Consider the following 13,189-nt stretch of genomic DNA (forward strand, 5'->3'; position numbering starts at 1 on the left):
ATTAAAAAGCCCGGACGAACCGGGCTTTTTGCTGGGCAAGGGAAACGGTCAGCTTCTGACCTCGAGCTGGTTGTTCACCGAGGTCACGCCCTGCACGCCCTTGGCGATCTCCTCGGCGCGCGCCTTGGCGGCGGCCGTGGGTGCGGGGCCCTTCAGGCTCACGACGCCGCCCTTGGTGTCGACGTCGATCTTGATCGCGCTCAGGTCCGGATCCTTGGCGAGGCCCGCGGACACCGACGCGGTGATCGCGGCATCGTCCACCGTGGCGCTCACGGCCGCGCCGGCGTTCTTTGCGGCGTCCTTCACCTCGGCGGCGGTGCCGGAGGCGTCGATCTTCGCCTTCGCTTCCTTCAGGGCCTCCGCGGTCTTGGCGGCGGCCGTGTCGGCCGCCTTCTCGGTCTTTGCGATGGCGCTGTCGAGCTTCTCGCCCGCGGTGCGGTTGCCCGCGTTGTCGCAGGCGGCGAGGGTCAGCGCGGCGCCGGCCAGCAGCACGGCGAGCCATGCGCGCGAAAACGGCATGGCGATGGTTGTTCGGCGAATATTGTTCATTGGGAATCCTCCAGTCGCTCGCAGGGAGCAGGGAAAGGCGTGGCCCGAAGGGACGGGCCACGGCTCACTCTAGCTTTCGGAGCGAACCGGCAGGGATGGCCGGCGGCGCGAAACCCTGTAGGACGGAAGGGGTCAAGCCGTGACGATCCAGCCTTCGAGCGGATCGAACTGCTCCGGCAAGCCGTAGCCCGGACCGGGCGTGGAAGCGCGCTGCGCGCCCCAGGCGGCCTGCACGAGGCAAAGTACCGCATCGATGTGGTCGCCACGGGCGTCGCCCAGCAGCTCGGCGCGCTGGGCGCCGCTGAGCGCCAGCCGCAGCCCGAGCCGCGTGGTGCCGGCTTCGAGCGCCGCGAGCAGGTCGGTGCGCGCGGCCAGCCGCTCGGGCGTCTGCTTTGCGGATTCGTCGCTCTTGTAGCTGCGGCGGCCGATCAGCTCGCGCGCGAGCAGCCCCGGATAGGCCTCGAGCGCCACGCGGCGGCCGTTGCTGCCGGCGTGCAGCCCCGGCAGGCTCGCGCCCGCGTCCAAGAGCGGCGGCACGCCCGCATGGAGCATGAAAGCCACCGGCGGATTGACCCATTTCATCGACGTGCTCGAACCCGCAGGTCCGTCGGTCGCCCGGTGCGCGAACTTGCCGCCGGCCGGACGGGCGGCGCAGAAGGCCGCGAAGGTGGCGCGGATCTCGGCGCGGCCGAGGCCCGCATAGTGGCTCATGAGCGCGTTCCACTCCGTGGGCCATCCCAGATGCTCCACCAGTTCGCGCGGAAGGCCGAACGGAAAATCGAAGCCGCCGATCCACGCCGGTTCGCCGCGCAGCCACGCGGCCCAGGCATCGAGCGACGTGAAGCGCTGCAGGCCGGCCACCACCAACTCGCCTACATCGCCGCCGATGCTGCCGCTGGCCACGACGATCGGCTTGCGCGCCGTGGGTGCGCAGGAAAAATCGCAGCCGAACAGCAGCGCCTCGCTCATCTTCAGCCCAGCGCGAGCGCCACCACGCCGGCCGCTATGAAGCCGGCCCCCAGCAGCCGCAGCAGGCGGTCGCCCTCGCGCAGCAGATGGCCACCGATCAGCGCCGCGAACAGCATCGAGACCTCGCGTGCCGGCGCAACATGCGAAATGGGCGCCTGCTGCACCGCATAGAGCACCAGCACGTACGAGACCGGACTGATCGCCGCCACCAGCAGCGCGTATTTCCACTGCGCGCGCCACATCCGCGCGGTGGTGGCGCGGTCGTGCAGCGCCGCGGGCAGCAGCAGGCCCACGCGCACGAAATTGCTGAAGTAATCGAGCAGGATCGGCGACATCGCCAGGAACTTCACGGCATAGCTGTCGGCCACCGTGTAGGCCGCAATGAAGGCGCCGGTCAGCACGCCGTAGCGAAGGCCCTTGTGCACCCGCGCGCGCTGGGCAGGGTCATGCGTCTTGCGCCAGAGGCCCGGGCCGCCCGCCACCAGGAACACGCCGAGCACCACGCCCGCGATGCCCGCCACACCCACCAGGCTGATGCGCTCGCCCAGGAACAGGATGGCCACCAGCGACGACAAGAGCGGGCCCGAGCCGCGCGCCAGCGGATAGACCACCGTGAGATCGGACTTGCGGTAGCCGCGTAGCAGGATGACGTAGTAGAAGACGTGCAGCACGCCGCTCAGCGCGACGAAGCCCCACTCCCGCAAACCCCAGCCCGGCACCACGCGCCAGCCCAGCGCAATGCCCACGGGTGCCCACACGATGGCCATCAACACGCCGCTCTGGAATGCGAAGCGCGCATCGCCGTTCGCCTTCTTGGCGGCGATGTTCCAGCTGGCATGGACGATCCCGGCGAGCAGGATCAGCGCGAAGGCGGAAAGCGGCACCCCGGAAAACGGGGCTTAATGGCGCCCGACGATGGCGGCGGTGGCCATCAATTCTTCGAGCAGCGCGAGCGAGACCTTGCCCGACACTGCGTACGGATTGAGTTCGGGCTTTTCCGAGTACTTGAGCAGCGTCGAGGCATTGAGCTTGGAGAGGTTGACCTGCCCCATGGTCCAGCCGCCGAAGCGGCGCTCGGAGATTTCCTCGTAGTGCAGCAGCACCACGTCCTTGTGGCGCCCATCGCGCTGGATGTGGCCGTAGAGCTCGCTGATGGCCATGCGTCCGCCCTCGATGGCCTGCAGGAAGGTACCCGCGCCATAGCAAAGAATGCCGGTGATGCCGCAGGCCGTGTTGTGCGTGCGCGATTGCGAGAGGATGGCTTCGATGGCCTCGGGGCTGGTATCGACCGCGCGGCTGGCGTAGAGAAGTCGGACCAGCATGATCAGCTCCTTCTTGGCAAGAGGGAAAGGAATTCGCGCCGCAGGCTCGGGTCCTTCAGGAACACGCCGCGCATCACGGAGTTGATCATCTTGCTGTCCATTTCCTTCACGCCGCGCCAGGCCATGCAGAAATGCTCGGCTTCCATCACGAGCGCGAGGCCGTCGGGCTGCGTCTTTTCCTGGATCAGGTCGGCCAGCTGCACCACCGCTTCTTCCTGGATCTGCGGTCGGCCCATGACCCATTCGGCCAGGCGCGCGTACTTCGACAGGCCGATGACGTTGGTGTGCTCGTTGGGCATGATGCCGATCCACAGCTTGCCGATGATCGGGCAGAAGTGGTGCGAGCAGGCGCTGCGCACGGTGATCGGGCCGACGATCATCAGCTCGTTCAGGTGCTCGGCGTTCGGGAATTCGGTGAGCGAGGGTGGCGCCACGTAGCGGCCCTTGAACACTTCGTTCAGGTACATCTTGGCCACGCGGCGCGCGGTGTTGCCGGTGTTGTGGTCGTTCTCGAGGTCGATCACCAGGCTCTCGAGCACGCCCTTCATCTTGACCTCGACCTCGTCGAGCAGCGATTCGAGCTCGCCCGGTTCGATGAACTCGGCGATGTTGTCGTTGGCATTGAAGCGCCTGCGCGCGGCGGTCAGGCGCTCGCGGATCTTCACCGAGACGGGGGTGCCCTCGTCGTCGTTGTTGCCGTCAGGGCGCGGTTCCACGTCGGTTTTCCTCAGCATCCGCGCATGGTATCAGCGAACGCATTCCAGCCGGGGCCGGCGGGGAACACCGCGCCGGCGCCATTCATGCCAGCGCAAAATCGGCCACCAGCGGCAGGTGGTCGGACATGCGCGCCCAGATCGGGCCGCGCGGCACCGAACAGGCCACCGGCTCGAGCTCGCGCCCGTAGACGAAATCGAGCTGCGCCACCGGCAGCCGCGAGGGGTAGGTGAGCGTTCGCGGCCCGCGCAGGTCGCTGGTGTCGCGCAGGCCCATGGCGTTCATGGCGTAGCGCATGCGCGCGCCCCAGTCGTTGAAGTCGCCCGCGACCACCACCGCCTCGCCGGGCGGTACCTCGCGCTCGATGAACTCGCGCAGCCGCGCCACCTGCCGCACGCGGCTGCCCTTGATGAGCCCCAGGTGCACCACGATGGCATGCACCGGCCGACCCTCCACCTCGATGACCACGTGCAGCAGGCCGCGCTGCTCGAAGCGGTGGTCGGAAATGTCCTGGTGGCCGGTGCGGATCACCGGCCAGCGCGTCAGGAGCGCATTGCCGTGTTCGCCGTGGCGCGTGATGGCGTTGGTTTCATAGACGGCGGTGTAGCCCTCGGGCGCGAGGAAGTCGGCCTGCGGAAGCTCGGGCCAGCGCTCGAAGCGAAGCGCGGCCTGCCGGTTCATCTTGCGCACTTCCTGCAGGCAGACGATGTCGGCATCGAGCTGCTCGATGGCATGCCCCAGGTTGTGGATCTCCAGGCGCCGGGCCAGCCCGATGCCCTGCACACCCTTGTGGATGTTGTAGGTGGCCACCCGGAGGTTGTATGCCGGCAGGTTCATCGCACAAATTCTGGCAGCAACAGAATGGCTTCGGCGTTCGACGGGGAAAAGCAGGCATCGGCCGCTTCGCGGTAGGGAAGCCACTTCCAGTGGGTGTGCTCGTGCGGCGCCAGCGTGGGCACCACGCGCTCGGGCACGCACAGGCCGAACAGGTGCTCGGTGTTGTGCGTCACGCCGGGCGCATAGCGCGCGCGCCAGCGCGGATAGATCTCGTAGACGTTGCGCAACTGCCAGTCGACCAGCCGCGGTGCGAGCGGGCTGCCCTCCCCGCACTGGATGCCGGTTTCCTCGGCCACTTCGCGCGCCGCGGTGAGCGCCAGCGGCTCGTCGGCCAGGTCCTTGCTGCCGGTGACCGACTGCCAGAAATCCTCGGCATCGGCGCGGCGGATCAGCAGCACCTCGAGCGCCGGCGTATGGATGACGACCAGCACCGACTCCGGAATCTTCCAGGGCCGAGTGCTGGCGGTCATGGGCGCATCAGGCGGGTTGCTGTACGTTGCGCAGCCGGATGTGCAGCTCGCGCAGCTGCTTCTCGTCGACCGGGCTCGGCGCCTGCGTGAGCAGGTCCTGCGCGCGCTGGGTCTTGGGGAAGGCGATCACGTCGCGGATCGACTCGGCGCCGGTCATGAGCATGACCAGGCGGTCCAGGCCGATGGCGATGCCGCCGTGCGGCGGGGCGCCGTACTGCAGCGCGTCGAGCAGGAAGCCGAACTTGAGCTGCGCATCCTCGGCGCTGATCTTGAGCGCGCGGAACACCTTGCTCTGCACTTCCTCGCGGTGGATACGCACCGAGCCGCCGCCCATCTCGATGCCGTTGAGCACCATGTCGTAGGCCTTGGCAATGCACTTCTCGGGCGCGGTGTCCATGAGGTCTTCATGGCCGTCCTTCGGCGCGGTGAACGGATGGTGCACGGCGCTCCAGCGCTGGCCTTCCTCGTCGAATTCGAACATCGGGAAGTCGACCACCCACAGCGGCGCCCAGCGGTCGTCGAACAGGCCGCTCTTCTTGCCGAAGGCGCTGTGGCCGATCTTCACGCGCAGCGCACCGATCGCGTCGTTGACGATCTTTTCCTTGTCGGCACCGAAGAACAGGATGTCGCCGTTGCGCGCACCCGTGCGGGCGATGATCTCGGCCAGCGAGGCATCGTCGAGGTTCTTGACGATCGGGCTCTGCAGGCCCTCGCGGCCGGCCGCGGCATCGTTGACCTTGATGTAGGCCAGGCCCTTGGCGCCGTAGATCTTGACGAACTCCTGGTAGGCGTCGATCTCGCCGCGCGAAAGGCCGCCCTCGGCGCCACCGCCCGGCACGCGCAGCGCGACCACGCGGCCGCCCTGCATGGTGGCGGCGTTCGAGAACACCTTGAACTCGACGCGCTTCATGAGTTCGGTGAGCTCGGTGAACTCGAGCTTCACGCGCAGGTCGGGCTTGTCCGAGCCGTACTTGAACATCGCGTCGCCGTACGTCATGGTCGGGAACACCGGCAGGTCGATGCCCGCGGCGTTGCGGAACACATTGCGGATCATGCCCTCGAACATCTCGCGGATTTCTTCCTCGGCAAGGAACGAGGTCTCGATGTCGATCTGCGTGAATTCGGGCTGGCGGTCGGCGCGCAGGTCTTCGTCGCGGAAGCACTTCACGATCTGGTAGTAGCGGTCGTAGCCGGCCACCATCAGCAGCTGCTTGAAGAGCTGCGGCGACTGCGGCAGCGCGAAGAAGCTGCCGTCGTGCACGCGGCTGGGCACGAGGTAGTCGCGCGCGCCTTCGGGCGTGGACTTGCCGAGCATCGGGGTCTCGATGTCGATGAAGCCGTTGGCATCGAGGAACTTGCGCGTTTCCATCGTGACCTTGTAGCGCAGCATCATGTTGCGCTGCATGGCCGGGCGGCGCAGGTCGAGCACGCGGTGCGTGAGGCGCGTGGTTTCCGAGAGGTTGTCGTCGTCCAGCAGGAACGGCGGCGTGACCGAGGGGTTCAGCACCTTGAGCTCGTGGCACAGCACTTCGATCTTGCCGCTCTTGAGCTGGTCGTTGGTGGTGCCTTCGGGGCGCGCGCGCACCAGGCCGGTGACCTGCACGCAGAACTCGTTGCGCAGGTTCTCGGCCACGGCGAAGGTGGCGGCGCGGTCGGGGTCGCACACCACCTGCACGTAGCCTTCACGGTCGCGCACGTCGATGAAGATCACGCCGCCATGGTCGCGGCGGCGGTTGACCCAGCCGCACAGGGTGACGGTTTGGCCCATCAGGGCTTCGGTCACGAGACCGCAATAGTGAGTACGCATGGCCATATCTTGGATTCCGGCGCCGCGGGGGCGCGTTTTTTACTTGTTCGCGAGGGAGGACGGGCCGCCGGGAACGACCACCCCCATCGAGACGATGTACTTGAGCGCTTCGTCCACGCTCATCTTGAGTTCGATGCAGTCGCTGCGCCTGAGCATCACGAAATAACCGCCCGTGGGGTTGGGCGTGGTCGGAACGTAGACACCCAGGTAGTCGCCGCCGCCCAGGTGGCCAATGACCTCGCTGCCCGGCGTGCCGGTCACGAAGGCGATGGTCCAGACTCCCTCGCGCGGCCACTGCACCAGCACCGCCGTGCGAAAGGCGTTGCCGTTCTCGGAGAACAGCGTATCGGACACCTGCTTGACGCTGGAGTAGATCGAGCGCACGACGGGGATGCGCCGCACCACGGCGTCGCCCCATCCGAGCAGGCGCTTGCCCACGAAATTGCTCGCAATGGCGCCTACGCCCAGCAGGATGGCCAGCGTGAGCAGCACGCCGAGCCCGCGCACGTTGTTGTCGTACAGCCATTTCTGCCAGACCGAGGGCAGCACCCAGAGCGTCTGGTCCAGCGTGTCGATGATCCACTTCAGCACCGCCAGGGTGATGAACAGCGGAACGATCACCAGCAAGCCGGAGAACAGCCATTTGCGCAGGGCGAGCATGGATGGCTTCTCAGTCGCTCTTGGCGGCAGCAACCGGCGCGGGGGCCGGGCTGGGGGCGGGGACGGCGGCGGGCGCTGGGCTGGAAGCTTCCGCGGTGCTGGCGGCCGGCGCGGCTGCGGCGTCGCCGTTCTTGGCGGCGCCCGCAGGCTCGGCCTTCTTGCCGCCGCCATCGCGGAAATCGGTCACGTACCAGCCGGAACCCTTGAGCTGGAAACCGGCGGCGGTGACTTGCTTCTCGAATGCACTAGCGCCGCACGCCGGACACACCGTGAGGGGTGCATCGGACATTTTCTGCAGGGCGTCCTTGGCGAAGCCGCAGGCGCTGCACTTGTAGGCGTAGATGGGCATGGAATTGAGTGAAAAAGCGGCGCAAAAACGAGGCAGGGGCCGCTCGCAAAGCCCTCGATTATAAGGGCGCCCCGCCCTTCGGGGCGTCCTAGACAGCCAGCATCCGGTGCGGCGTGCGGGTGTTGGCCACCCACTGCGGCGCCAGCGATCCGGCCACCAGGCCGGCAAAGGAGGCCAGCACGCCGGCCAGCTGGGCCGGGAATGCGCTGCCCCAGGGCATGGCCAGGAACAGCAGCCAGGTGCCGATGCCCAGCACAATGGAAGCAAGGGCGCCCTGCGTGGTGGCGCGGCGCCAGTAGAGCCCGCACACCAGCGGCACGAAGGCACCGACCAGCGGCACCTGGTAGGCGCCCGACACCAGTTCGTAGATGGGGGTGCCCTGCATGCGGACGGCGTAGGCCAGCACGGCTGCGCTGAAGACCAGCACCGTGATGCGCATGGTCATGAGGTTCTGGCGGTCGGTGCCGGCGGGACGGAACTGGCGCCAGATGTTCTCGGTGAACGTGACGCTCGGTGCCAGCAGCGTCGCCGAAGCGGTCGACTTGATGGCCGACAGCAGCGCACCGAAGAACAGCACCTGCATCACGAAGGGCATCTTCTCGAGCACCAGCGTGGGCAGCACCTTCTGCGGATCTTCCTTCAGCAGCGCGGCGGTCTGCTCCGGCATGATCAGCAGCGCGCTGGCCACCAGGAACATCGGCACGAAGGCGAACAGGATGTACGCCACGCCGCCGATCACCGGGCCGCGGGTGGCGGACTTGACGCTGTTGGCCGACATCACGCGCTGGAACACGTCCTGCTGCGGAATGGAGCCGAGCATCATCGTGATGGCCGCGGCAAAGAAGAACACCATGTCGTGCCAGCTGGGCTCGGGCCAGAACCTGAAGAGGTCCTTGCTGACCGCGAAGGCCACCACCTTGTCGGCGCCGCCGGCCATGTTGCCGGCGAACACCGCAATGCAGGCCAGCCCCGCCACGAGGATGATCATCTGGATGAAATCGGTCACGGCCACCGACCACATGCCGCCGAACAGCGTGTAGGCGAGGATCGACACCACGCCGATCACCATGCCCGCCGGGATGGGGATGGCGCCGGCCGAGAGCACGTTGAACACCAGCCCGAGCGCCGTGACCTGCGCCGACACCCAGCCCAGGTAGCTCAGCATGATGATGAGCGAGCAGGCCACCTCGACGCCGCGGCCGTAGCGCTCGCGGTAGTAGTCGCTGATGGTCAAAAGCGTCATGCGGTAGAGCTTGCCCGCGAAGAACAGGCCCACCAGGATCAGGCAGGTGCCCGCGCCGAACGGGTCTTCGATGACCCCGTTCAGCCCGCCCTCGATGAACTTGGCCGGAATGCCGAGCACCGTTTCGGAGCCGAACCAGGTCGCGAAGGTGGTCGTCACGATCATGTAGAGCGGCAGGTGCCGCCCGGCGATGGCGAAGTCGGTGGTGTTCTTCACCCGCTTGGCGGCGTACAGGCCGATCGCGATGGTGACCAGCAGATAAACGACAACCAGCGTCAGCAGCACGGGGACACTCCTCTAGAACAATCTCACGCGCACCAGCAATTGCATGGCGAGCAACCCCAATACAAATCCTATGCCACCGTAGATGATGGTCTGCAGCAGCCGGTTGGTGCGCTTCTGGGCGGCCAGCAGCTCCAGCAGCTCGCGGCGGTGGTCGGCGGGCCGATTTTCCAGGAAATCGTGCAGCAGGCGCGGCAGCTCGGGCAAGAGTTTTGCGTAGCGCGGCGCTTCGGCCTTGAGCTGCTGGAACAGCTTCTTCGGCCCGATCTGGTCGACCATCCACTTCTCGAGGAAGGGCTTGGCGGTGTGCCAGAGATCGAGTTCCGGATCGAGCTGTCGGCCCAGGCCCTCGATGTTGAGCAGGGTCTTCTGCAGCAGCACCAGCTGCGGCTGGATCTCGACATGGAAGCGGCGCGAGGTCTGGAACAGGCGCATCAGCACCATGCCGAGCGAGATTTCCTTCAGCGGCCGGTCGAAGTACGGCTCGCAGACGGTGCGGATCGCGCCTTCGAGCTCGTCGATGCGCGTGCCCTCGGGCACCCAGCCGCTCTCCAGGTGCAGCTCGGCCACGCGCTTGTAGTCGCGCCGGAAGAAGGCCACGAAGTTCTGCGCGAGGTATTCCTTGTCCGACTCGGTCAGCGTGCCGATGATGCCGAAGTCCAGCGAGATGTAGCGCCCGAAGGTCTCCGGCGCGAGGCTCACCTGGATGTTGCCCGGGTGCATGTCGGCGTGGAAGAAGCCGTCGCGGAACACCTGGGTGAAGAAGATCGTGACGCCGTCGCGCGCCAGCTTGGGGATGTCGACGCCGGCCGCGCGCAGGCGGTCGAGCTGGGCAATGGGCACGCCGTTCATGCGCTCCATCACGATCACCTCGGGGTGGCAGAAGTCCCAGAACATCTCGGGGATCAGCACCAGCTCGAGCGAGGCCATGTTGCGGCGCAGCTGGGCCGCGTTGGCCGCCTCGCGCACCAGGTCGAGCTCGTCGTGCAGGTACTTGTCGAACTCGCCGACCACCTCGCGCGGCTTCAGGCGCTTGCCGTCGGGCGAGAGCTTCTCGACCCAGCCGGCCATCATGGCCATGAGCGCCAGGTCTTTCTCGATCACGCCGCGCATGCTGGGGCGCAGCACCTTGACCGCGACCTCGCGCACCTCGCCTTCGTCGGTGCGGATGGTCGCGAAGTGGACCTGGGCGATCGACGCGCTGGCGATCGGCGTCTCGTCGAACTGCACGAACACGTCGCCCACCGGACGGCGGAAGGCGCGCTCGATGGTGGCAATGGCCACCGACGAGGGGAACGGCGGCACGCGGTCCTGCAGGAAGGCGAGCTCGTCGGCGATGTCGGGCGGCAGCAGGTCGCGCCGGGTCGACAGCACCTGGCCGAACTTGACGAAGATCGGCCCCAGGCGTTCGAGTGCCTCGCGCAGCCGCTGGCCGCGGGGTGCGTCGAGGTTGCGGCCGATGGAGACGATGCGCGCCACCACGCGCAGCCAGGGTTTCTGGAAGCTCGTGAGCACCAGCTCGTCCAGGCCGTAGCGCAGCGCGACCCAGACGATGAAGATTCCGCGGTAGAAGCGCCTCATTCGGCCGTGCTCGCCGAGCCGGTCGACGGACCGCCGGCCTGCGGTGGCTTGCGGCCGCCGGCGAACTGGCGCAGCGCTTCCACGACCCGGCGCGCGCCGTTGGCGATGGTGTGCGCCGGTACGTCGCCCACGAGGCGGGCGAGGTCGTCCTCGACGTCCCAGCGCACGTGGTCGACCAGCCAGTTGACCTCGGCGGCGAGCTGCACGTCGCCGATGATCTGCACCGAGGGCTTGCCGCCGCGCAGCGTGGCGCGGGCCAGCTCGAAGGGGGATTCGTCCGTGACGGTGAGCGTGAGTTCAGGCACCGAGCCGGCAGGCGCGAGGTCCAGCAGGCCGGCCGGCGTGGCGACCAGATCCATCGTCACGAAGCGCCACTGGAAGCGCACCACCCGCCCCTGCTGCCGGAGCAGCCGCTGCTGGGCCTCGGGTTCCTGCTGCAGCACATGGTTCAGGAACAGCACCGCGCGGTGCTGGATCTCGTGCACCGCCCAGGCGGGCGGCTGCAGGCGCTCGCCGATGCGGTTGAACAGATCGTCGAGAAAAGAAAATGGGGACGATGGTGTAGCCATGTCCCCATTATCGGTTCTGCAGGCGGCCCCGCGGCCGCCGCAATGCGCTTACTGCAGGGCCTGGACGCCCGCCACGAGCCAGCCGCTGGTGCCGCTGGTGGGCTTGGTCATGTTCCAGACTTCGCGGAACGGGCCCGGGCCGGCCGAGGCATCTTCGCGGATCATGCCGGAGAACTCCACGCTCGCGAGGTAGGCATCGGCCAGTTCCTCGATGCCGAGCAGCTTGGCGTCGAGCATGACCACTTCGGTCTTGTTCGAGGCGCCGCCGGTGTGGCTTGCACGGTCGGCCAGCTGGCTGCGGATTTCCTCGACCATGTCGTCGGTCATCATCGAGCGCAGCATGCCGACGTCGGCGCGGTCCCATGCGTCCTGCAGCGTCACGAAGTTGCGCTTGGCGGCGCTCAGGAAGCCGTCCACGTCGAAGCCGGCCGGAATGCCCCACGACTGCGAGCCCGAGAGCGCCGAGCCGATCATGCTGCCGCCAGCCGCCGCACCGGCCGCGGACAGGCTGCTGCCATGCGCGGAGGAGCCGGCGTCGAAGGCGGTCGTGTTGCGCTCCCAGGGACGCGCCGACGCGTCGTTGCCGACATTGGCGGGGCTGTACTGCGCGGGCGCGCTGGCGTTGGCCGGATTGCCGGCGCCTTCGAATGCGAAGCCGCCGGGGCGGTTGGCACCCGACGATGCGGCCGATCGCGCCTTGAACATGCGCCAGACGAACAGCCCGGCCATCACGAGCAGGCCGATCAGGAGGATGTTCGCAAAGCCGGCACCCAGGCCGAGCGAGTGTGCGAGCCATGCGAGGCCCAGGCCGGCAGCGAGGCCGCCGAGCATGGCGCCCCACGGGCGCTTGGGCGCAGCGGCGGCGGGCGCGGGCGTTGCGGGTCTCGGCGCCGCATTGGTCGCGCTTTGCTGTGCGGGTGCGGTGGGCGCTGCGGATTCGCGCTGCGTCACGTTGGACGACTGGCGGCCGAACGACTTGCCGCCACCGATGCGAGCTGCGTCTGCCTGAACACTGACCAGGGCCAGCACGCAAGCCAGGAACAAAGAACTCAAACTTTTCATGTCGTCTCCTCTTTCGAGCGAAGAATTCGCTTCATCAACATTTGATTCCAACATGAAGGGCCACCACGCCCCCCGTCATGTTGTGATAGTCCACATGCCCGAAACCGCCCTCTTTCATGAGGGTCTTGAGTTCGTCCTGCGCGGGATGCATGCGGATCGATTCGGCCAGGTAGCGGTAGCTCGCGTCGTCGCCGGCCACCAGCTTGCCCAGGCGCGGCAGCACGTTGAACGAATACCAGTCGTAGGCCTTGGCCAGCGGCTTGGCGACCTTCGAGAACTCAAGCACCAGCAGCTTGCCGCGCGGCTTGAGCACGCGGTTCATTTCCTTCAGCGCAAGGTCCTTGTGCGTCATGTTGCGCAGGCCGAAGGCCACGGTCACGACGTCGAAGTGGTTGTCGGGGAAGGGCAGTTTCTCTGCGTCGCACACCAGCGTGGGGAGCGCCACGCCGGCATCGAGCAGGCGGTCGCGGCCGGTGCGCAGCATGGCTTCGTTGATGTCGGTGTGCACCACCTGGCCGCTGGCACCCACCTTCTTCGAGAAGGCCAGCGCGAGGTCGCCGGTGCCGCCCGCAATGTCGAGCACGCGCGAGCCCTCGCCCACGTTGGCCACCATCACGGTGTAGGCCTTCCAGGCGCGGTGCAGCCCCATCGACATCAGGTCGTTCATGAGGTCGTAACGCGTGGCGACGGAATCGAAGACGCCGCGGACACGTTGCGCTTTCTCGCTTTCGTCGACTTTCTCGAAGCCGAAGTGGGTGGTGCTCATGCGCCTGAT

Annotated in this window: 15 protein-coding genes; all 15 read right to left on the reverse strand. The window is 67.3% G+C overall.

Translation table 11 applies throughout. From position 1 onward, the window contains the following. Positions 1–48 precede the first annotated feature (48 nt). On the reverse strand, positions 49–549 hold the full coding sequence (locus AC1DMS_RS15200) for a BON domain-containing protein (protein WP_018906411.1): 501 nt from the start codon (positions 547–549) through the stop codon (positions 49–51). A gap of 132 nt (positions 550–681) precedes the next feature. After that, the gene (locus tag AC1DMS_RS15205; RefSeq protein ID WP_062365686.1) at positions 682–1,518 is read right to left on the reverse strand and encodes a DUF429 domain-containing protein; all 837 of its coding nucleotides are present in this window, start codon (positions 1,516–1,518) and stop codon (positions 682–684) included. Between the two features lie 2 nt (positions 1,519–1,520). Next, positions 1,521–2,402: a DMT family transporter gene (locus AC1DMS_RS15210; protein WP_062365684.1), complete on the reverse strand. Its 882-nt coding sequence runs from the start codon at positions 2,400–2,402 to the stop codon at positions 1,521–1,523. A gap of 15 nt (positions 2,403–2,417) precedes the next feature. Further along, the gene (locus AC1DMS_RS15215; RefSeq protein WP_062365682.1) at positions 2,418–2,840 is read right to left on the reverse strand and encodes a BLUF domain-containing protein; all 423 of its coding nucleotides are present in this window, start codon (positions 2,838–2,840) and stop codon (positions 2,418–2,420) included. A 2-nt stretch (positions 2,841–2,842) separates the two neighbouring features. After that, on the reverse strand, positions 2,843–3,574 hold the full coding sequence (gene folE / locus AC1DMS_RS15220; protein ID WP_015866893.1) for a GTP cyclohydrolase I: 732 nt from the start codon (positions 3,572–3,574) through the stop codon (positions 2,843–2,845). A 64-nt stretch (positions 3,575–3,638) separates the two neighbouring features. Further along, positions 3,639–4,391 carry an endonuclease/exonuclease/phosphatase family protein gene (locus tag AC1DMS_RS15225; protein ID WP_015866894.1) on the reverse strand — a complete coding sequence of 251 codons (753 nt, stop codon included), beginning with the start codon at positions 4,389–4,391 and terminating at the stop codon, positions 3,639–3,641. After that, on the reverse strand, positions 4,388–4,861 hold the full coding sequence (gene nudB, locus AC1DMS_RS15230) for a dihydroneopterin triphosphate diphosphatase (protein ID WP_018906409.1): 474 nt from the start codon (positions 4,859–4,861) through the stop codon (positions 4,388–4,390). The genes AC1DMS_RS15225 and nudB overlap by 4 nt, the downstream gene beginning before the upstream one ends. Positions 4,862–4,868: 7 nt before the next feature. Then, entirely contained in the window at positions 4,869–6,674 is a 1,806-nt protein-coding gene (aspS, locus tag AC1DMS_RS15235) for an aspartate--tRNA ligase (RefSeq protein WP_015866896.1), read from the reverse strand. A gap of 33 nt (positions 6,675–6,707) precedes the next feature. After that, positions 6,708–7,328, reverse strand: a complete 621-nt coding sequence (locus AC1DMS_RS15240) for a DUF502 domain-containing protein (protein WP_015866897.1) — start codon at positions 7,326–7,328, stop codon at positions 6,708–6,710. Between the two features lie 10 nt (positions 7,329–7,338). Next, positions 7,339–7,677, reverse strand: a complete 339-nt coding sequence (locus tag AC1DMS_RS15245; RefSeq protein ID WP_015866898.1) for an FmdB family zinc ribbon protein — start codon at positions 7,675–7,677, stop codon at positions 7,339–7,341. An 88-nt stretch (positions 7,678–7,765) separates the two neighbouring features. Next, positions 7,766–9,205 (reverse strand): high affinity choline transporter 1, encoded by a 1,440-nt coding sequence (locus AC1DMS_RS15250; RefSeq protein WP_062365680.1) that lies wholly within the window; start codon positions 9,203–9,205, stop codon positions 7,766–7,768. Between the two features lie 12 nt (positions 9,206–9,217). After that, positions 9,218–10,783 (reverse strand): ubiquinone biosynthesis regulatory protein kinase UbiB, encoded by a 1,566-nt coding sequence (ubiB, locus tag AC1DMS_RS15255; RefSeq protein ID WP_018906406.1) that lies wholly within the window; start codon positions 10,781–10,783, stop codon positions 9,218–9,220. Then, the gene (locus AC1DMS_RS15260) at positions 10,780–11,352 is read right to left on the reverse strand and encodes a ubiquinone biosynthesis accessory factor UbiJ (RefSeq protein WP_015866901.1); all 573 of its coding nucleotides are present in this window, start codon (positions 11,350–11,352) and stop codon (positions 10,780–10,782) included. Before AC1DMS_RS15260 ends, ubiB begins: the two co-directional genes overlap by 4 nt. 48 nt (positions 11,353–11,400) lie before the next feature. Then, on the reverse strand, positions 11,401–12,414 hold the full coding sequence (locus AC1DMS_RS15265; RefSeq protein ID WP_062365679.1) for a Tim44 domain-containing protein: 1,014 nt from the start codon (positions 12,412–12,414) through the stop codon (positions 11,401–11,403). A gap of 34 nt (positions 12,415–12,448) precedes the next feature. Beyond that, a complete protein-coding gene (ubiE, locus tag AC1DMS_RS15270) occupies positions 12,449–13,180 on the reverse strand; it encodes a bifunctional demethylmenaquinone methyltransferase/2-methoxy-6-polyprenyl-1,4-benzoquinol methylase UbiE (RefSeq protein ID WP_015866903.1) in 732 nt (243 codons plus the stop codon). Positions 13,181–13,189 lie beyond the last annotated feature (9 nt).

Source organism: Variovorax sp. 05T418 (assembly GCF_056396385.1).

Excerpts from the sequence above, each read along its gene's own strand:
- AC1DMS_RS15200 (WP_018906411.1), bottom strand. The coding sequence starts at position 549 with ATGAACAATATTCGCCGAACAACCATCGCCATGCCGTTTTCGCGCGCA.
- AC1DMS_RS15205 (WP_062365686.1), bottom strand. The coding sequence starts at position 1,518 with ATGAGCGAGGCGCTGCTGTTCGGCTGCGATTTTTCCTGCGCACCCACG.
- AC1DMS_RS15215 (WP_062365682.1), bottom strand. The coding sequence starts at position 2,840 with ATGCTGGTCCGACTTCTCTACGCCAGCCGCGCGGTCGATACCAGCCCC.
- folE (WP_015866893.1), bottom strand. The coding sequence starts at position 3,574 with ATGCTGAGGAAAACCGACGTGGAACCGCGCCCTGACGGCAACAACGAC.
- AC1DMS_RS15225 (WP_015866894.1), bottom strand. The coding sequence starts at position 4,391 with ATGAACCTGCCGGCATACAACCTCCGGGTGGCCACCTACAACATCCAC.
- nudB (WP_018906409.1), bottom strand. The coding sequence starts at position 4,861 with ATGACCGCCAGCACTCGGCCCTGGAAGATTCCGGAGTCGGTGCTGGTC.
- aspS (WP_015866896.1), bottom strand. The coding sequence starts at position 6,674 with ATGGCCATGCGTACTCACTATTGCGGTCTCGTGACCGAAGCCCTGATG.
- AC1DMS_RS15240 (WP_015866897.1), bottom strand. The coding sequence starts at position 7,328 with ATGCTCGCCCTGCGCAAATGGCTGTTCTCCGGCTTGCTGGTGATCGTT.
- AC1DMS_RS15245 (WP_015866898.1), bottom strand. The coding sequence starts at position 7,677 with ATGCCCATCTACGCCTACAAGTGCAGCGCCTGCGGCTTCGCCAAGGAC.
- ubiB (WP_018906406.1), bottom strand. The coding sequence starts at position 10,783 with ATGAGGCGCTTCTACCGCGGAATCTTCATCGTCTGGGTCGCGCTGCGC.
- AC1DMS_RS15260 (WP_015866901.1), bottom strand. The coding sequence starts at position 11,352 with ATGGCTACACCATCGTCCCCATTTTCTTTTCTCGACGATCTGTTCAAC.
- AC1DMS_RS15265 (WP_062365679.1), bottom strand. The coding sequence starts at position 12,414 with ATGAAAAGTTTGAGTTCTTTGTTCCTGGCTTGCGTGCTGGCCCTGGTC.
- ubiE (WP_015866903.1), bottom strand. The coding sequence starts at position 13,180 with ATGAGCACCACCCACTTCGGCTTCGAGAAAGTCGACGAAAGCGAGAAA.